General features: G+C 64.4%; 15 protein-coding genes and 1 pseudogene. 9 read left to right on the top strand and 7 right to left on the bottom strand.

From position 1 onward, the window contains the following. Positions 1-75: 75 nt before the first annotated feature. The 6 genes from CT676_RS28800 to CT676_RS28775 form a co-directional block, all read right to left on the bottom strand. On the bottom strand, positions 76-1,371 hold the full coding sequence (locus tag CT676_RS28800; protein ID WP_135215892.1) for a hemolysin family protein: 1,296 nt from the start codon (positions 1,369-1,371) through the stop codon (positions 76-78). Positions 1,372-1,481: 110 nt separating this feature from the next. Continuing rightward, complete coding sequence (locus CT676_RS28795; protein ID WP_085398312.1) at positions 1,482-2,795, bottom strand: nitrate/sulfonate/bicarbonate ABC transporter ATP-binding protein; 1,314 nt, start codon at positions 2,793-2,795, stop codon at positions 1,482-1,484. A 13-nt stretch (positions 2,796-2,808) separates the two neighbouring features. Then, positions 2,809-4,542 (bottom strand): ABC transporter permease subunit, encoded by a 1,734-nt coding sequence (locus tag CT676_RS28790; RefSeq protein ID WP_085404099.1) that lies wholly within the window; start codon positions 4,540-4,542, stop codon positions 2,809-2,811. A 28-nt stretch (positions 4,543-4,570) separates the two neighbouring features. Then, positions 4,571-6,538, bottom strand: a complete 1,968-nt coding sequence (locus tag CT676_RS28785; protein ID WP_135215891.1) for a carbohydrate porin — start codon at positions 6,536-6,538, stop codon at positions 4,571-4,573. 396 nt (positions 6,539-6,934) lie between these two features. After that, complete coding sequence (locus CT676_RS28780) at positions 6,935-7,198, bottom strand: hypothetical protein (protein WP_028170409.1); 264 nt, start codon at positions 7,196-7,198, stop codon at positions 6,935-6,937. 139 nt (positions 7,199-7,337) lie between these two features. Continuing rightward, positions 7,338-8,144 carry a creatininase family protein gene (locus CT676_RS28775; RefSeq protein ID WP_085402679.1) on the bottom strand — a complete coding sequence of 269 codons (807 nt, stop codon included), beginning with the start codon at positions 8,142-8,144 and terminating at the stop codon, positions 7,338-7,340. 139 nt (positions 8,145-8,283) lie between these two features. Between CT676_RS28775 and CT676_RS28770 the strand changes: the two genes are divergently transcribed. The 7 genes from CT676_RS28770 to CT676_RS28740 all read left to right on the top strand — a co-directional run bounded on the left by CT676_RS28770 (position 8,284) and on the right by CT676_RS28740 (position 14,549). Then, a complete protein-coding gene (locus CT676_RS28770) occupies positions 8,284-9,306 on the top strand; it encodes an ABC transporter substrate-binding protein (protein WP_085402695.1) in 1,023 nt (340 codons plus the stop codon). A gap of 10 nt (positions 9,307-9,316) precedes the next feature. Next, on the top strand, positions 9,317-10,132 hold the full coding sequence (locus tag CT676_RS28765; protein ID WP_135215890.1) for an ABC transporter ATP-binding protein: 816 nt from the start codon (positions 9,317-9,319) through the stop codon (positions 10,130-10,132). After that, positions 10,129-10,947 carry an ABC transporter permease gene (locus tag CT676_RS28760; protein ID WP_085402677.1) on the top strand — a complete coding sequence of 273 codons (819 nt, stop codon included), beginning with the start codon at positions 10,129-10,131 and terminating at the stop codon, positions 10,945-10,947. Before CT676_RS28765 ends, CT676_RS28760 begins: the two co-directional genes overlap by 4 nt. Further along, complete coding sequence (locus CT676_RS28755) at positions 10,947-11,936, top strand: 2-hydroxyacid dehydrogenase (protein ID WP_085402676.1); 990 nt, start codon at positions 10,947-10,949, stop codon at positions 11,934-11,936. The genes CT676_RS28760 and CT676_RS28755 overlap by 1 nt, the downstream gene beginning before the upstream one ends. Next, positions 11,936-12,628 carry an AprI/Inh family metalloprotease inhibitor gene (locus tag CT676_RS28750; protein ID WP_085402675.1) on the top strand — a complete coding sequence of 231 codons (693 nt, stop codon included), beginning with the start codon at positions 11,936-11,938 and terminating at the stop codon, positions 12,626-12,628. Before CT676_RS28755 ends, CT676_RS28750 begins: the two co-directional genes overlap by 1 nt. A 99-nt stretch (positions 12,629-12,727) precedes the next feature. After that, the gene (locus CT676_RS28745) at positions 12,728-13,135 is read left to right on the top strand and encodes a YciI family protein (RefSeq protein WP_085402674.1); all 408 of its coding nucleotides are present in this window, start codon (positions 12,728-12,730) and stop codon (positions 13,133-13,135) included. Positions 13,136-13,268: 133 nt separating this feature from the next. Then, the gene (locus CT676_RS28740) at positions 13,269-14,549 is read left to right on the top strand and encodes an RNA polymerase sigma factor (protein ID WP_085402673.1); all 1,281 of its coding nucleotides are present in this window, start codon (positions 13,269-13,271) and stop codon (positions 14,547-14,549) included. 14 nt (positions 14,550-14,563) lie between these two features. Here the strand turns inward: CT676_RS28740 and CT676_RS28735 are convergent, their stop codons facing one another. After that, positions 14,564-15,952 carry a peptidoglycan-binding protein gene (locus CT676_RS28735; RefSeq protein ID WP_085402672.1) on the bottom strand — a complete coding sequence of 463 codons (1,389 nt, stop codon included), beginning with the start codon at positions 15,950-15,952 and terminating at the stop codon, positions 14,564-14,566. Positions 15,953-16,220: 268 nt separating this feature from the next. Between CT676_RS28735 and CT676_RS28730 the strand changes: the two are divergent. Further along, positions 16,221-16,594, top strand: a pseudogene (locus CT676_RS28730) (hypothetical protein). Positions 16,595-16,758: 164 nt separating this feature from the next. Continuing rightward, complete coding sequence (locus CT676_RS28725) at positions 16,759-17,079, top strand: hypothetical protein (RefSeq protein ID WP_063980706.1); 321 nt, start codon at positions 16,759-16,761, stop codon at positions 17,077-17,079. The last annotated feature ends 22 nt before the right edge of the window (positions 17,080-17,101 follow it).

The following is a 17,101-nucleotide window of genomic DNA, read 5'->3' as shown; positions in this document are numbered from 1 at the left end:
CGTCCCGGGGCACGACAAAGTCGCGCGCTTAGGGCGCGCTTGTCCGGGACGACGGGTGGAGGGTTGGGTGCGCGATCACCCCGTCTCGACCTCACTCAACCGGCCCGCCAGAATCTTGTCGATCCTGCGTCCGTCGAGATCGACCACCTCGATATGCCAGCCGGCGAAGTCGAAGGCATCGCCGACATTAGGCAGCACGTTGAACTGTTGCAGCACCAGGCCCGCCACCGTGTTGTAGCGGTGCGGCGGCAGCTCGACGCCGAGCAACTCGCCGAACTCGTCGACCGGCATCCAGCCGGAGACCAGCAGCGAGCCGTCATCGCGCCTGACATAGGCCGGCTCCGGCGGTCCCTCCTCGGAATGGAAGGCGCCGACGATCGATTCCAGAATGTCAGCCGTCGTCACGATACCCTCGAAGGCGCCGTATTCGTCGTAGACCAGGCCGACATGAACCGGAGCGGCTTTCAGGATCGCCAGCACGTCGCGGGCGTCGGCTGATGCCGGAATGCCGGGCGCCTCGCGCACCAGCGCTCGCAGATCCGGCGTGCGCTCGTTCATGTAGGCGACCAGCAGGTCCTTGGCCTGGAGCACGCCGATCGGCTTGTCGCGATCGCCGTCCGAGACGGGAAAGCGCGAATGCGGGCTCTTCGCGATGATCGCTTGAATGGCCTCCGGCGTATCGTTCAGATCGATCTCGTTGACCTCCGTGCGCGGCGTCATGATTGCGCCGACCGGCCGGTCGCCGAGCCGCATGACGCCCGCGATCATCTCCTTTTCGCCCGACTCCAGCACGCCCGCGTTCTCGGCTTCGCTGACGAGGTGATGGATCTCGTCCTCCGAGACCTTCTCCTCGGCCTTGCCGCCGCGGCCGAGCAGCGTGAGGATCAGCTTGCCGGAGAGATCGAGCAGGAAGACGAGCGGTAGCGAGATTCGCGCCAGAACGTGCATCGCGGGCGCGACCTTGACCGCGATGCTCTCGGGGTCGCGCAGCGCCACCTGCTTCGGCACCAGTTCGCCGACGATCAGGGTGGCGTAGGTGATGAGCGTGACGACGATGCCGACGCCGACGATGTCGGCAATCCCTGAGGACAGGCCGAGCTCGACCAGCCATTGCGTCAGCCGCTGTCCGAGCGTCGCGCCGGAGAACGCGCCGGAGAGCACGCCGACCAGCGTGATACCGATCTGCACCGTCGAGAGGAACTTTCCGGGGTCGGCCGCCAGCGTCAGCGCCCGCTCGGCGCCGCGCACCCCCTTGGCCGCGAGCAGCGACAGCCGGGCCGGGCGGGACGAGACCACGGCCAGCTCGGACATGGACAACAGGCCGTTAATGACGATCAGGACGACGACGATGATGATTTCGACGGACAACATTGTGCGCAAGGAGAAGGGATACTTGACCCGGCGAACGCCGGACCAAGCCCCTTATATATGAACTCGATGCACAATTTGTCCGGTTCCCGACCAAATTGCCGCAGGCGGGATCAAGCGCTCTCGCCCGGGTTTTCGAGGCTGAACGTCTCCGACTGCTCGTCATATGCGAACAGCTCGCCATAACGTCCCCAGGACACGACGGTCCTGAGCGTCTCGTCCGCATAGTCCTCGGACATGTAATCTTCGAGCTCGTTGCGGAACCGTGCCGCGGGGGCGGTATGGGAGGGACGTTCGTCGAGCACGCGGCGAATCAATCCCATCACCGGCACGTAAGTGACGAGATGTTCGGCGAACAGCTTCTTGCGTGCGTCGGTTTCGAGATGGGCAAAACGCTTGCCCGTGTCGGTGAGCATCAGGTCACCTTCGCTCAGCTGGGCGAAGCGCAGCAGTTGCAGGGACTCGCCGAGGTGGAGGATCTCGTCGGCCTCGAGCTGGAGCTGGCTTGCGAGCACGGGCAGGTCGGCGTGTCCGTGATAGGGCGGCCCCGCCAGCGTCTCGATCAGGCCCGACAGCACGTTGGACGAGACGTGGTGCAGGGTCATGCCGACACCGGAGCCGAGGATGCCTTCGACGGGGGGCGCCTTCGGTTCGGCGCGTTGGGTCATGCGCGCGTAGATGTTGTCGACGAGCTGCCGGAAATGGGGGTCGAGCCGGTTGCGCGGATGCGGCATGTCGACCTTGATCTCGGCGGCGACACGCCCTGGATTGGATGAGAACACCAGGATGCGATCGCACATCAGGACCGCCTCCTCGATATTGTGCGTCACCATCAGGATCGATTTGATCGGCAACCGGCCCTCGATCCAGAGGTCGATCAGGTCCGTGCGCAGTGTCTCGGCCGTGAGGACGTCGAGTGCCGAGAACGGCTCGTCCATCAGCAGGAGGTCCGGATGCACCACCAGCGCGCGGGCGAAGCCGACGCGCTGCCGCATGCCACCCGACAGTTCCTTCGGGAAGGCGGACTCAAACCCGTCAAGGCCGATCAGGTCGATCGCAGCAAGAGCGCGCTTGTGGCGCTCGGTGGCATCGACGCCCAGCGCTTCGAGCCCGAGCTCGACGTTCTGGAGCACGGTCAACCAGGGAAACAACGCGAATGACTGGAACACCATGGCGACGCCGTTCGGTGGCCCGACGATGATCTCGCCGCGACAGGTCGCCTGTCCCGCAGACGGGCTGACCAGACCGGCGATGATCCGCAGCAAGGTGGACTTGCCGGAGCCGGAGCGGCCGAGCAGGCCGACGATCTCGCCCGAGCGGATCGTCAGGTCGACCTTGTCCAGCACCAGGAGCTGTTCGCCGCTGCCTTTCGGGAAGGATCGGCAGACACCGCGGATGTCGATGAGCGGAGAGGGTTGATCGAGCATGAGGGTCTCCTCGTCAGCCGAGCCGCAGGCGACGCTCGCCGAAGGCATAGAGCGGCCGCCAGACCAGACGATTGAACAACGTCACCAGAATGCACATCGTGGCAATTCCGAGCACGACGCGCGGGAAGTCACCGGCTTCCGTGGCGGAAGCAATATAGGCACCGAGCCCGGTGGCCTTCAGATGCGTGTCGCCCCAGCTTGCGACCTCCGCGACGATCGACGCATTCCAGGAGCCGCCGGACGCCGTGATCGCGCCGGTGATGTAATAAGGAAAGACGCCGGGCAGTATCACCTTGAACCACCATCGCCATCCCCGGAGATGGAAGCTGCCGGCGGCTTCGCGCAGATCGGTCGGAAAGGCGCTCGCGCCCGCGATCACGTTGAACAGGATGTACCACTGCGTGCCCAGGATCATCAGCGGGCTCAGCCAGATGTCTGGATTGAGCTTGAAGCTGACAATGGCGACGACAAAGACGGGGAAGGCGAGATTGGCCGGGAAGGCCGCCAGAAACTGGGCCAGCGGTTGGATTCGTTCGGCGAGCTTCGGGCGAAGCCCGATCCACACGCCAACCGGCACCCAGATCAGCGTGGCGAGGCTGATCAGGATGGCGACGCGCAACAACGTGATGAGCCCGTCCCTGATGACGACGAGAACGTCGGACATTCCGAGACTGGCCGAGAGATAGCGATAGGTCAGCCAGGCGGCATAGGCCGTGCCGGCGAGGATCAATGCGATCCAGACCGTATCGACGAGGCGTGACGTCTGGTCTTTACCTGGTGCCGCGGGCGGCAGCTTTGGCAGCGGAATGCGCAAGTTCGAGATCGCGCGGTTCAGCGCCGCGAAAGGAAGGGTCAGCGCACGCAGCGCCCGAGTCCGGCGGAACAGGTCGAGCATCCAGGAGGCCGGCGCCTCGCCTGAGGCGGTCTGCTCGAAGCGGAATTTGTCGGCCCAGGCGACGATGGGGCGGAACAGCAGCTGATCATAGGCGATGATCACGAGCAGCATCGCCAGCATGGCGTAGAGGATCGCCGGCAAATCCTGCTGCTGAATTGCCATCGCGACATAGGAGCCGATGCCCGGCAGCGTCACCGTGGTGTTGCCGACCGTGATCGCCTCCGAGGCCACCACGAAGAACCAGCCGCCCGACATCGACATCATCGCGTTCCAGATCAGGCCGGGCATCGCGAAGGGGACGTCGAGGCGCCAGAAGCGCTGCCAGCCGGACAAATGGAAGCTTTGCGTGGCCTCTTCCAGATCCTTCGGAACGTTGCGGATCGACTGGTACAGGCTGAACGTCATGTTCCAGGCCTGGCTGGTGAAGATCGCGAACACCGAGGCGAGCTCGGCGCCGAGCACCTGCCCCGGAAACAAATTCATGAAGAACACGACGGTGAAGGTGAGGAAGCCCAGGATCGGGACGGATTGCAAAATATCCAGCAGCGGGATCATCACCAATTCGGCTCGCCGGCTCTTGGCTGCGATCGCCGCGTAGATGAAGGTGAAGACCGTCGAACAGACGATGGCGAGCAGCATCCGTAAGACGGTGCGCAAGGCGTAAAGCGGAAGGTTTGCCGGATCGAGCGTGACCGGTGCGCGCTCGAGCTCGGACAGCGGCACCGTGGTCTGCTCGCCGCCATAGACGATCAGGACCATGGCGCCGATCACGAGGATCAGCGCCGCGACGTCCCAGACATTGGGGAGTAGCGCCCGGCCGATCGCGGCCGTGCGGATATCTCTCGGCTTCATAGGCCCGCCCTTGGGCTGGAATTTTGGGCTAGAACTCTGCGTGCAGGCGGCCCGAGAAGATCGAGACCGGCCCGCGGTCGGCGTTATAGGCCGGGTTTGTGATCAATTGATAGTCCGCGGTCAGCGTGACGTTCTTGTTCACCGAATAGGCATAGTAGGCCTCAAGGATGCGCTCCTTGCGGTAGTTGAGAGCGCCGTCGCCGATGAGAACACCGAGGCCGCCGGCGGCCAGGAAGTCGCGATAATCCTGCGAGATGGCATTGACCGCGCCGCCGATGCCGACGACGTCGTCAGGCCGGCCCCATTTCGTGCCCTTGATCGACAGTCCGCCGGCTAGGCTGCTGTTGATGTCGGTGAAGGCGAGTGTTTCGGTCTTGCCGTCGTTCCAGCTCCAGCGGCCGAACAGCCCGATATCTTCTGTGATCGCCTGCTCGAGGTTGACGACGTAGCCGACCTTGAGGCGGCCGCGGCGGGTCTGCGCGATGTCGAGATTGAGCGCAGGATTGTCCAGCGTCTCGCGGAAGCTGCCCATGTTGGCGCTGTCGACCCAGCCCATGGTCCTGAGCTTGCCAGGTTGGCCGAGCAGCGAGAACCGCGTCTCCAGCTCGATCGCGTACTGACCGCGTTCCCCGACCCTGGTGTCGAAATGATTCGAATTGGACTCCGCGACCATCAGGAAATAGCCGCCGCGCAGCGCCCATTGCTTCTGGTTGAGCTCGGCGGTGACGCCATAGGTGAGACCGACCTTGTCGGCGGAATAGTCGAAGGCGCCCGGCGCCCACAGCGACCAGTTCATGAAATCCTTGCGGGTGTCCTTGGCAAAGGCATTGCCGTCGAACACGTCGATCACCGCGAACTTGCCGGCCTGCACTGTGAGGCGGGAAATGTCGACCTTCTGCGCAAGCTGCAATTGGCCGCTCGCGAGCTCTTCCTGCTCGCCGCCAAAGCCGAACGTCTGGCGCACGAACAGCCGCGAGGTGTTGTAATGCGGATAGGGGAAGTTCGACTTCTGCGCTTCGCCGTTGGGGAAGCCTGCCGCGCCCACCGTGTCGTTCAGTCCAAATCCCTGGAGCAGTTCGGGATTGTAGTAGACCTCGCCGCCGTCCCACAGCCGCGCGTTCAGGAACAGGCTGTTGCTCCAGGTCGCCTTGGCCTGGGTTGAAGGCGAGAGCGAGTTTGTTCCGCTGTAGAGAGCGGGGAACGACGGATAGCCTTGCGGCAGATAAGTGCTCTGACCGTGAATCTCCCAGCGATCCGATTCCGTGTCGATCAGGGAGCTCTTCGGATTGTAGCTCGGCATGCCCGGCCAATCGACCTTGCGGTTGAGCCCGAGCCTGATCGACTGGAAGTCGAGCGACGAGGAGGTGTATTGGGCCCCCGTGGAGAAGGCGACGTTGGCGCCGTCGAAGCGGCTATAGAGATATTCGAGCCGTGCGCTCCAATGCGGCGCGAAGCCGTATTCGATGCCGGCACCCGCGATCCAGCCGGGCCGCGTGTTCAGGATTTTCGGGACGTCGCCCGCGGCCGGCGTGTCGAAATAGCGCTCGCCCATCCACGCAAAGCCGCCGGTGGCATAGACGAGCCATGGACCGCTGGTGTAGCCGACGCGGCCGCGCAGGCTGGCGGTGTAGTCCCACTGCTGGATGACCGTGTTGGCAGGTGTCGCGAGGAAGGAAACGATCGAGTTGGAGGTGATGTAATTGGGAAACGAAAAATCGCCTTCGACGCCGACGAGCCAGCCGGAGTTGAGCCGGTAGTTGTAGCCGGCCTGCACGCCGCCGATCATGCCGCTGAAGACGCCGCTGCCGTTGATCGCGGTGCCGTCGTTCAGCGCGAAGCTGGACGAGCCACGGCTGTAGCCGGCATGCGCGCCGATATAGAGGCCGGTCCAGTCATAGACCGCTTTCAGCGCCGGCGCCTTCAGCGGCAGATCGGCCGCGTGTACGGCGGCGGGAAAAGCCAGCACGCCCGAGGCAATCGCCGCGGCCGTTCGCAAATACCGGTGTCGGTGACCTCTCAACTTCAAAACGCACGCCCCCAAACGCGAATGTGTCCCATTCGCCGCGATATCCCTGCAGATTCGCGGCGGCCCTGTCACGAAGTCTTGGTTGTTCACGCGATCGGACCAGACGATCCCGATTCGACGCGATTTCTTCCCAAGCCCCTGTGCCTGCTATCAACCTTATTGCGATTAATTCGCAATAGCAACTGGCGCCGATTGCCGCAGCGGATGGTTCGCACTCTTGTGTGACGGAGCTGCAACAAATTCTCAGGTCCAAAATGAATGACCCGCCCGGGGGGACAGCCGGGCGGGTCGGGGGCACGACACGGGGTGGATGAGGCGCCCGTGTCGAACGCAGGATCCACGTGAGATCGGCCTCAGGTACCCAAATCAGTAGCAAGAACGAACGCGGCCGACGTACTGGCCAAAGGCGTTGTACTGGGCGACCCAGCCGCAGCGGTGATAGCCGTAGTAATAGGGGTCGTTGCTGGCGGCGATCGCGGAGCCGACGACGGCGGCGGTGGCGATGCCGGCACCCACACCCCAGACCCAGCCGGGCTGCTTGGCTTCGGCCGAGGAGGTGGTCGACACGATGCTGCCGGTAACGGCGAGGGCAGCGAGCGCGACGGCGGCAATCCTGGTCTTGATCGACATGTGAAACTCCATCCGGGTTGAGGCGGTCCGTTGTGGCCCGCGTGCCCAGTTGGACGGAGGCTTGTCGCGTCCGGTTCGAATCCCGCAAAAGCAGGCGTGTAGCCCGGCTGTTTCCTGAATGATTCCAGTCGGATGCGAGCTAGCCGAGAGGCCCTTTGGCGAGCCTGTTCACGTCGAAGTTATCGACCTCGGCGAGCAGCTCGCAAAAGGCGCGTGCCCCCTGATCGACGAGCTGCTCACCCTTCTCGGGGACGGCCAGCGTCGCATTGCCGATCGCCCCGCTCGTGTGGAGATCCTGCGCCTGCCAGGCGAACGGCGCGGGCCGCTGCGTCGACAGCCAGCGATACTGCTTGTCCATGGCGATGCTGCTCGCGGGAAAATCCGCGATCGCATCCTTGCGCACCTGATCGGGATAGCGCGCCAGCATGATCGACGTCTCGACGGCGCCGCCGTGAATGCCGTGGCGCACTTCATCCGCCGGGAACAGTTTCTCCGCGCCCGACAGCCGCGACCACGACGTCGTCACCACAAAGAGCTTGCGATGCGCGCGAAGATCCTGCGCGACCAGCATCATTGCCGCGCTGTTGCCGCCATGGCTGGTGATGATGACGAGCTTCTTCAAGCCGCGCCGCGCGACGTCCTCGCCGATTGCGGTCCATCGCTTCAGCGCCACCTCGGTCGGCAGCGTCTGCGTGCCCGGAAAGTCGATATGCTCGGTGGAAATCCCGACCGGTTCAACGGGCAGGAACGTCGCCGGAACATTTGCGGGCAACAGCTCGCGCACGCGCGCGAGATACGCGTCCGCGATCAGCACGTCGGTCTCGAGCGGCAGATGCGGGCCGTGCTGCTCGGTCGCCGCCAGCGGCAGCACCGCGATCCAGCGCGACACGTCTGCAAGGCTCCCATCGGCCCAGTTGATGTCGATCCAGTCGCGGGACGGCGTCATCGTGGTTTCTTTGCCCGAATTTGTCGCGTATTTTGGGGTTATCAGGGGACGCGGGCCTGGCCGGCTCGCGTCCCCGAACTTCATGCGGTTCTATCGCGTTGCCCTCACATCGGCCAGCCACGATCGACGGAGTGCCATCATGACCCCCTCTCATCTGCGGCGAGCGTTAACGGCGAGCTTGATGGCCGCTTTCGTCTCTCTCGCGCCGGTGCGTGCAGAGACGCTGGACAAGGTCACCTTCGGCACGAACTGGGTCGCCGAGGCGGAGCATGGCGGTTTCTTCCAGGCGGTCGCCGACGGCACCTACAAGAAATACGGGCTCGACGTCACCATCGTTCCCGGCGGTCCGAACGAGAACAACCGGATGCTGCTGATCGCCGGCAAGATCGATTTCTTCATGGCCGCGAACACGCTGATGTCGTTCGACGCGGTGGCGAATAACGTCCCCGTCGTCACCATCGCAGCGGTCTTCCAGAAGGATCCGCAGGTGATGCTGACGCAGCCGGACGCCAAGGTCGCCAAGATCGAGGATCTCAAGCCGCTGACTTTGTTCGTCTCCAAGGAGGGCATGACCAGCTACTTCCAGTGGCTGAAGTCCGAATACGGCTTCAACGAGAAGAACGTCCGTCCCTACAATTTCAATCCGCAGCCCTTCATCGCCAACCCCAAGAGCGCGATGCAGGGCTACGTCACCTCCGAACCCTTCGCGGTCGAGAAGGCCGCCGGCTTCAAGCCGAATGTGCTGCTGCTCGCCGATTACGGCTTCAACACCTATTCGACCCTGATCGAGACCCGCCGCGACATGGTCGAGAAGAAGCCGGACCTGGTGCAGCGCTTCGTCGATGCCTCCATGGTCGGCTGGTACAATTACATCTACCGCGACAATTCCGCGGGCAATGCCATGATCAAGAAGCTCAACCCGGAGATGACCGACGAGCTGCTCGCCTATTCCGTCGCCAAGATGAAGGAATACGGCATCGTCGATTCCGGCGAGTCCTTGAAGAACGGCATCGGCGCGATGAGCGACGAGCGCTACACGTCCTTCTTCAACAAGATGGTGAAGGCCGGCGTCGTGAAGGCGGATCTCGACTTCCGCAAGTCCTATACGCTGCGCTTCGTCAACAAGGGCGTCGGCGTCGAGCTGCGCCCGAGCAAGCCGTAGCGCAAGGTCCATGTCATCCGTCAAAAGCTCGTCCGGGGTCGAGGCCGGACTGACGGCTCTCGCCGTCAGCCTGCGCGGCGTGACGAAGGCGTATGACAATGGCGTCATGGCGCTCGGCCCGCTCGACCTTGCCGTTCGCAAGGGCGAGTTCATCTCGCTGTTGGGCCCGTCCGGTTGCGGCAAGTCCACTGCGCTGCGCCTGATCTCAGAGCTCAGCGCGCCATCGTCCGGCATCGTGCGGGTGGCGCGCCACGAGGGCGATGTGCTGCCGGGGCATGGCATCGGCTTCGTGTTCCAGGAGCCGACGCTGATGCCCTGGACCAGCGTGCGCGAGAATGTGCGGCTGCCCTTGAGGCTCGCAGGCGTTCCGAAGGCGGAGGCGCGCGCGCGGGCAGATGAGGCATTGGCCAGCGTGGGTCTTGCCGATTTCGCCGATGCTTTCCCACGCGAGCTCTCCGGCGGCATGAAGATGCGAGTGTCGCTGGCGCGTGCGCTCGTCACCGACCCTGATATCCTCCTGATGGATGAGCCGTTCGCCGCGCTCGACGAGATCACGCGCTTTCGCCTCAACAACGACCTGCTCGCGCTGTGGCGAGCCCTGGGCAAGACCGTCATCTTCGTCACCCATTCGGTGTTCGAATCCGTCTACCTGTCGCAGCGGGTCGTGGTCATGACCGCGCGGCCCGGCCGCATCCAGGCCGATATCCGCATCGAGACGGTCGAGCCGCGCGGTGAGGAGTTTCGGACCTCGGCCGCCTATTCCAATTATTGCCGGAAAGTGTCGGCCGCGCTGGCGCCGTCCTATTCGGGAAAATCGATGCTATGAACGCGCAAGCTACCGTCACCGCAAAACCATCCGGCGCGCAACGCGCGATGCGCTTCGTGCTTCCCGTCATCGTGTTCGCAGCCGGACTCGCGGCCTGGGAACTGGTCGTCCGCATCAAGGACATCCCGCCTTACGTTCTGCCAGCACCCTCCGTCATCTTCCTGACCTTGATCAAGGACTGGGCGGTGCTGTCACAATCGCTCGCGACCACGCTGCTGACCACGCTCGAAGGTTTTGTCGCCGCCAGCATCGGCGGCATCGCGCTGGCGCTGCTGTTCAACCAGTCGAAATGGGTGGAATATTCGCTATTCCCCTATGCAATCGTCCTCCAGGTGACTCCTGTCATCGCGATTGCACCGCTGCTCCTGATCTATCTGGAGCAGCAGACCGCGGTCGTCGTCTGCGCCTTCATCGTTGCCTTTTTCCCGGTGCTGTCCAACACCACGCTCGGGCTGAATTCGGTCGATCGCAACCTTGCCGGCCTGTTCCAGCTCTATGGCGCCTCGCCGCCGCAAACCCTGCGCTTCCTGAAGCTGCCGGCGGCGCTGCCCTATATCCTCGGGGGCCTGCGCATTGCCGGCGGCCTGTCGCTGATTGGCGCGGTCGTGGCTGAGATTGCGGCCGGAACGGCCGGCGCAGGCTCCGGACTCGCCTACAGGATCGCCGAATCCGGCTATCGATTGAACATACCCCGCATGTTCGCAGCGCTGCTGCTGTTGTCGCTGGCCGGGATTGTCATCTATGGGGTGCTGGCGCTAGTTTCCCACCTCGTTTTACGGCGCTGGCACGAGAGCGCGCTTGGAAAGGAAAACTGATGACTACCGGTTCGATTTCGTCCGAAAAGATCGACCTTCTGATCTATGGGCCGGTGCGGCCAATTCTCGACAACGGCTTTTCCGATCATTTCGTCGTGCACAAGGCGGAGACCCGGGGCGATCTCGAGCGGCTGACACCGGCGATCCGCGAAAAAATCCGCGGCGTGGCGGTGACCTATCACACCGTGCGTGCCGACAGGGACTCGCTGTCGCAATTGCCCAAGATCGAGATGGTGGCGAGCTTCGGCGTCGGCTACGACCACGTCGACGCCAAATACGCGGCCGAGCACAACATCATCGTCACCAACACGCCCGACGTGCTGACCGAGGAGGTCGCCGACGTCGCGATGGGTCTTCTGATCTCCACCGTGCGTGAGTTCATCAAGGCCGACCGCTACGTCCGCTCCGGCCTCTGGCAGACGCAGAACTATCCGCTCAGCGTCGGCTCGCTGCGCGACCGCAAGGTCGGCATCGTCGGCATGGGCCGGATCGGCCAGGCCATCGCGCGCCGGCTCGATGCCTCGCTGGTGCCGGTGGTCTACCACTCCCGCAATCCGTCGAAGGACGTCTCCTACAAGCACTATCCCGATCTGATCGAGATGGCGAAGGCGGTGGACACGCTGATGGTGATCGTGCCCGGCGGCGCCTCGACCAACAAGATGATCAATGCCGAGGTGCTGAAGGCGCTCGGTCCGCGCGGCGTGCTGGTCAACGTGGCGCGCGGCTCGGTGGTCGACGAGGCGGCGCTGGTCCAGGCGCTGAAATCAGGCACCATCCTCGCCGCCGGTCTCGACGTGTTCGCGGCCGAGCCGAGCGTACCGGACGAGCTCAAGACCATGCAGAACGTCGTGCTGCTGCCGCATATCGGCTCGGCGTCGGTGGTGACGCGCAACGCGATGGATCAGCTCGTGGTCGACAACCTCAAGTCCTGGTTCGCCGGCAAGGCGCCGTTGACGCCGGTTGCGGAAACGCCGTTCAAGGGGCGCTGATGAGAGGTCTTCGGGTCGTTGCATTCGCCGTCGCGGCCTGCGTGGCCGCGATCGGCATCGCGCATGCGCAGGATGCGACGACCCTGAAGAAGACGATGCCCGGGCAGTGGGAGCTCTCGACCACCGAGCGCAGCAAGACCTGCGTCGTCACGATGAAGGGCGATGCCGCGGCGCAGGGTTTCAAGCTGGAGCTGGAGCCGGCCTGCAAGACCACGCTGCCCTTTACGAAGGATATCGTTGCCTGGAGCGTCAGGGGCCTCGACATCGTTCGTTTGCAGGACGCGACCGGTGAAGCCGTGATCGACTTCACCGAGGTCGAGGCCGGCATCTTCGAAGGCCTGCGGCAGGGCGAGGGCGTCTACATCCTCCAGGATCTCGCCGCCGCCCGCTCGATGGCCAAGTCGATGGACCAGATGATCGGCGACTGGTCGATGGTGCGCGGCAACGGCCAGCCGGTGTGCGGGCTGACGCTGACCAACACGGAAGCCGGCCCGGACAATTTCCAGGTCTTCGTCAAGCCGAAATGCGATCCGGCGATCGCTCAGTTCAATCCGGCGCAATGGCGGCTCGAGCGCGGCCAGATCGTCCTGATGTCGAAATCAGGCGAGGCCTGGCAGTTCGAGGCCGATGACAACGCGCAATGGCGGCGCGTCCCCGATACCGCCGATCCCCTGATCATGCTGCGGCAATAAATCTTCCGGTCGATGTCGATTTAGCCAAGGCTCAATCGTCACATCCATAGCGAGCCGGTTTGCAGCCGGAGCGGCTGCTGCTCGCCAAGGGAGTTTTTCATGCGCTTCATGTACATCGTCACCTCCAGCCAGCCGATGGCTGCCCCGAGCCCGGCGCTGATGGAGGCCATGCAGGACATATCCGAGCGGGAGATCAAGGCCGGTCGAATGATCGACAATGGCGGCCTGATGCCGCTTGCGACCGGCGCACGGGTGCGAATCGTCGACGGTGAGCTCAGCGTCATCGACGGCCCCTTCGTCGAGGCCAAGGAAGTGATCGGCGGCTATGCCATTTTCGAGCTGCGCGACAAGGCGGAAGCCGTGGCCATGGCGAAGGAATTCATGCAGCTGCACCTCGATCACATGCCGGGCTGGGAGGGGACCTGCGAATTACGGGCATTCGCCACGCCGGGCGTGGAGATCGCCTGCCAGGTCGACGCGCAGTCCAGGGTGGCTGCCCACGCCTGATGGACACCACCGCTCGTCCTGGAGCGTTTTCTCGCGAAGTGAATACCGTTTCGCGTCAAGAAAACGCGTCAAAACAAGAATCTAGAGCCCCGTTCCGATTCCATCGGAACGGAAAGGGCTCTGGTCGGCGGCGATGACGACCGCCGACATCGATCACGCGATCCGCGCCGCGATTCACGCAACCTGGCGCGTCGCGCAGCCACGGCTGATCGCCACGCTGTCGCGCATGCTGCGCGACGTGCCGCTGGCGGAGGAATTGACCCAGGACGCTCTGGTCGCAGCGCTGGAAGCGTGGCCGCACAGCGGGGTGCCGGACAATCCCGGCGCCTGGCTGGTTGCGACGGCCAAGCGCCGCGGGCTCGATCATCTGCGCCGGGCAAAGATGCTCACCCGCAAGCAGGACCTGCTGACGCACGAGCTGATGCAGGAGCAGGACGCGATGCCGGATTTCGACGCCGCCCTCGACGACGATATCGGTGACGAATGGTTGCGGCTGATCTTCACGGCCTGTCACCCGCTGCTGCCGCGGCAGGCCCGCGCGGCGCTGGCATTGCGCATGATCTGCGGCCTGACCACCGACGAGATCGCGCGCGCCTTCCTGGTCACGGAGGCAACCATCGCCCAGCGCATCGTCCGCGCCAAGCGCACGCTGTCGCGGTCGGGCCTGAGCTACGAGATCCCGGGCGGCGAGGCGCTTTCGGAGCGTCTCGCCTCGGTGCTCGAGGTCGTCTATCTCATATTCAACGAGGGCTATTCGGCCTCAGGCGGCGAGGAGTGGCTGCGGCCGCAGCTCTGCGACGAGGCTCTGCGCATGGGGCGGGTGCTGGTCGGGCTCGCGCCCCTCGAGCCCGAGGTCCACGGTCTGATGGCGCTGATGGAGCTGAATGCCGCGCGGAAGCAGGCGCGCACCGGCATCGATGGCGAGCCCATCCTGCTCATGGACCAGGACCGCAGGCTCTGGGACCGGCGCCAGATTGGTGGCGGCCTTCGCGCGCTCGATCGCGCGCGCGAGCTCGGTGGTGCCGGCCGGTTCTACACGCTGCAGGCCACGATCGTCGCGTGTCACGCGACGGCGGAGACGGCCGCTGCCACCGACTGGCGCCGCATTGCGGAACTCTATGGCCAGCTTGCGGCGCTGGTGCGCTCGCCGGTGATCGAGCTCAACCGGGCGGTCGCGCTTGGCATGGCCGAAGGGCCGCAGGCCGGTCTCGATCTCGTGGACATGATCGCTGACGAACCGGCGCTCGGGGCCTACCACCATCTCCATTCCGTCCGCGGCGACCTCCTGGAGAAGCTCGGCCGCTTCGCCGAGGCGCGATTATCGTTCGAGACCGCCGCACGTCTCGCGAACAATGCGCGCGAGCGCGTGTTGATGGAGCGGCGTGCGGCAGCTATTGCCAATGCCGACGGCTGAAGACGCAAACGGCTTTACGTCGTCGGCTTCGGCGGCGGCGCGGTGCCTTGCGCCCACTTCTCGAACTTGCCGAGCACGCCCCAGGCCGTGAGCGCCAGCGAGATCGGCATCGCGAACTGGCCGAGGCCCGGCACCGCCGATACGATCGTTCCGAGCAGTCCGGCAATACCGCCTGCATTCGGGCTCGCGGTCACCGAAGAGAGCAGCGCAGTGAGCACCGAGCCGCCGATGCCAAGTGCCGTCTTCTTGCCGTCGAGCAGCTTGCCGATGGTCTCGCCGAGCGCGCCGTTGACCTGGCCGAGCATGGGCTTGCCGTCCTTGTTGAGCAAGGTGCTGAGCAGGTCGACGACCTGCTTCAACTGATCGACGGGGGCCGGGTTGGTCGGACTGACCGGTCCTGGCACGGGCGCCGTCTTGTTGATGAGGGAGAAGAGCCGTTCGAACAGGCTGATCGGATCGTTGGTGGCGGGCAGCGTGTTGCCCGGTGTCGTCGTTCCCGGTGTTACGCCGCCGGCTGCCGGTCGCAGCAACTGTGCGAGGTCTTCCAGCCGCTTCAGGACCTTGGAAATATCGCCACTCGGCAGGGAGCCTCCCGCCTGCGTTGCACGCGTGAGCGCCGCGACCGTGGCCCCGTCGAGAAGCCCGGTATCCCTCAGGCCGTTCTGCTGCTGAAATTGCGAGACCGCGGCCCCGGTCTTCGGTCCACTGATGCCGTCCTCGACGAGCGGCGGATTGGCGCCGAGCTTGTTGAGCGCCTGCTGCATCAGAACAATCGTCGACGCGGCATCGTCCTCGGGCTCGGTGCGGCCGGCGAATTGCGGGCTACCGTCGAGGGTGATCGAGGAATCGAGCGACATCATCGCATGCAAGATCACCGCCGTGCCGAGCTGGGAATCGACGTGGTTCGAGTCGAACACGTGGTCGCGGACGAATTTGCCGGCCCTCGCCTCGGGCGGGCCGTACAGCGTCGAACCGCCATAGAGGTAGGGCGAATTGCAGCCCTTCGAGTGATAGCCGAAGCCGTTGAACGCCTCGAGCCGGAACAGCATCCGCGCGATGCCCCAGTCGTGGGCGCCGATGAAGTTCTCGATTCTGAACGCGTCCACGGCGCCGTCCACGAACGTGGTAAAGGGGCCGCGCCCCTTCGGAACGATGCTCGTCACGCGATGAAGCGTTTCGCCGTTGCCGAGATAGGTGTCGAAATCGAAGTTGGATTCGCGGTAGTGGCACAGCGCGGCAAAATACCAGGGGACTCCGGTCAGCCGCTCGATCTGCTGATAGGTCGCCTTGCCGTTGATCGCCTTGCGCGCGACTCCATTCGCGTCGGCGAGGCGGGAAGGCCGGATCTCGAGATTGGACCAATTCCGCTCGTACTCGCTTTTCAGATTCTCGAATGAGACCATCTTCCGCTCCCGAAAATTGATGAATTATCGAAATTTCGTGCAAGTCAGATATGGACGAGGCGCCGTGATAGGGGTGTGACTCCAACGGGATCTCCGGCAAATGTGGCAGGTTGCCGGCCCGGCGCATGTGAAATGGCTTACAGCCTGGGCGGGAAAATGTGCCGCAGGACGGGACCCGCGCCTTCGCCGGCGGCGCGACCCGCCAGTGGGGGAACCGGCAAGGTCGTTCGTCCGTTAGCATTTTAGATGATGCGGTAGGGAGCCCTGCATGGCCAAGCGCGTCCTCGCGATCGGCATCGAACCCGGCAGTGCGGATTACAGCGCATTCCGCAGCTCACGCCGGAGCTCGTGCGCCATTACATCGAAGCGCAATTGCTGCGCCTGCGTGATCTCGGCTACGAGGTCACGAGCTGCCTGATCGATCTCGACGCGACCGCCGAAGCCGGCGTCACGGCCGCACTGCGCGACGAGCGCTTCGACTGCATCGTGATCGGCGCGGGGCTGCGCGAGCCGAAAGAGCGCCCGCTGCTGTTCGAGAAGGTGCTCAACCTCGTCCATCAACTGGCGCCTGACGCCGCGATCTGCTTCAACTTCACGCCGGCCGACACCGCCGAGGCCGTGCAGCGCTGGATCTATCCCTGACGTCCGATTGGCCGGCCTGTGCGTCGCTCGCGGCATGGTTTGAGCCGTCTTCGCGCTGCGCCTCCGGCGCCATCGCGTAGGCGTCGCGAGCCGCGCTGCCGGCTATTTGTCTGGTCCGAATCCGCTTCCGGCGCTATGACTGGCTCATCACAGGGAGGGCGAGCATGCTTCGAGGTCTTCGCATTGGAAGTTTTGGAATCGCGGCATGTCTGACGGTCGCGATGGCGATGCCGGCGCATGAGGCTGCAGCCCAGGATGCCATCGGCGGTGCGATCATCGGCGGTGTCGGCGGGGCGATCCTCGGTGGTGCGCTCGGCGGAGGCCGCGGCGCCGCAATCGGCGCCGTCGTCGGTGCCGGCACGGGCGCTGCGATCGCTTCCGAGGGCGAGCGCCGCCGCTCCGGTTACTACGCCTATCAGCGCGGCTGTTATGTGCAGCGTCCCGACGGCTATTACGTCCGGGTCAGCCAACGCTATTGCTATTGATCGATCAACCGCCGGCGCCCAC

It is taken from the genome of Bradyrhizobium sp. MOS001, from assembly GCF_004634465.1.
Classification (GTDB): Bacteria; Pseudomonadota; Alphaproteobacteria; order Rhizobiales; family Xanthobacteraceae; genus Bradyrhizobium; species Bradyrhizobium barranii.
This window is presented reverse-complemented; position numbering and strand designations above follow the sequence as displayed.

Excerpts from the sequence above, each read along its gene's own strand:
- CT676_RS28800 (WP_135215892.1), bottom strand. The coding sequence starts at position 1,371 with ATGTTGTCCGTCGAAATCATCATCGTCGTCGTCCTGATCGTCATTAAC.
- CT676_RS28795 (WP_085398312.1), bottom strand. The coding sequence starts at position 2,795 with ATGCTCGATCAACCCTCTCCGCTCATCGACATCCGCGGTGTCTGCCGA.
- CT676_RS28790 (WP_085404099.1), bottom strand. The coding sequence starts at position 4,542 with ATGAAGCCGAGAGATATCCGCACGGCCGCGATCGGCCGGGCGCTACTC.
- CT676_RS28780 (WP_028170409.1), bottom strand. The coding sequence starts at position 7,198 with ATGTCGATCAAGACCAGGATTGCCGCCGTCGCGCTCGCTGCCCTCGCC.
- CT676_RS28775 (WP_085402679.1), bottom strand. The coding sequence starts at position 8,144 with ATGACGCCGTCCCGCGACTGGATCGACATCAACTGGGCCGATGGGAGC.
- CT676_RS28770 (WP_085402695.1), top strand. The coding sequence starts at position 8,284 with ATGACCCCCTCTCATCTGCGGCGAGCGTTAACGGCGAGCTTGATGGCC.
- CT676_RS28765 (WP_135215890.1), top strand. The coding sequence starts at position 9,317 with ATGTCATCCGTCAAAAGCTCGTCCGGGGTCGAGGCCGGACTGACGGCT.
- CT676_RS28760 (WP_085402677.1), top strand. The coding sequence starts at position 10,129 with ATGAACGCGCAAGCTACCGTCACCGCAAAACCATCCGGCGCGCAACGC.
- CT676_RS28755 (WP_085402676.1), top strand. The coding sequence starts at position 10,947 with ATGACTACCGGTTCGATTTCGTCCGAAAAGATCGACCTTCTGATCTAT.
- CT676_RS28750 (WP_085402675.1), top strand. The coding sequence starts at position 11,936 with ATGAGAGGTCTTCGGGTCGTTGCATTCGCCGTCGCGGCCTGCGTGGCC.
- CT676_RS28745 (WP_085402674.1), top strand. The coding sequence starts at position 12,728 with ATGCGCTTCATGTACATCGTCACCTCCAGCCAGCCGATGGCTGCCCCG.
- CT676_RS28740 (WP_085402673.1), top strand. The coding sequence starts at position 13,269 with ATGACGACCGCCGACATCGATCACGCGATCCGCGCCGCGATTCACGCA.
- CT676_RS28735 (WP_085402672.1), bottom strand. The coding sequence starts at position 15,952 with ATGGTCTCATTCGAGAATCTGAAAAGCGAGTACGAGCGGAATTGGTCC.
- CT676_RS28725 (WP_063980706.1), top strand. The coding sequence starts at position 16,759 with ATGCTTCGAGGTCTTCGCATTGGAAGTTTTGGAATCGCGGCATGTCTG.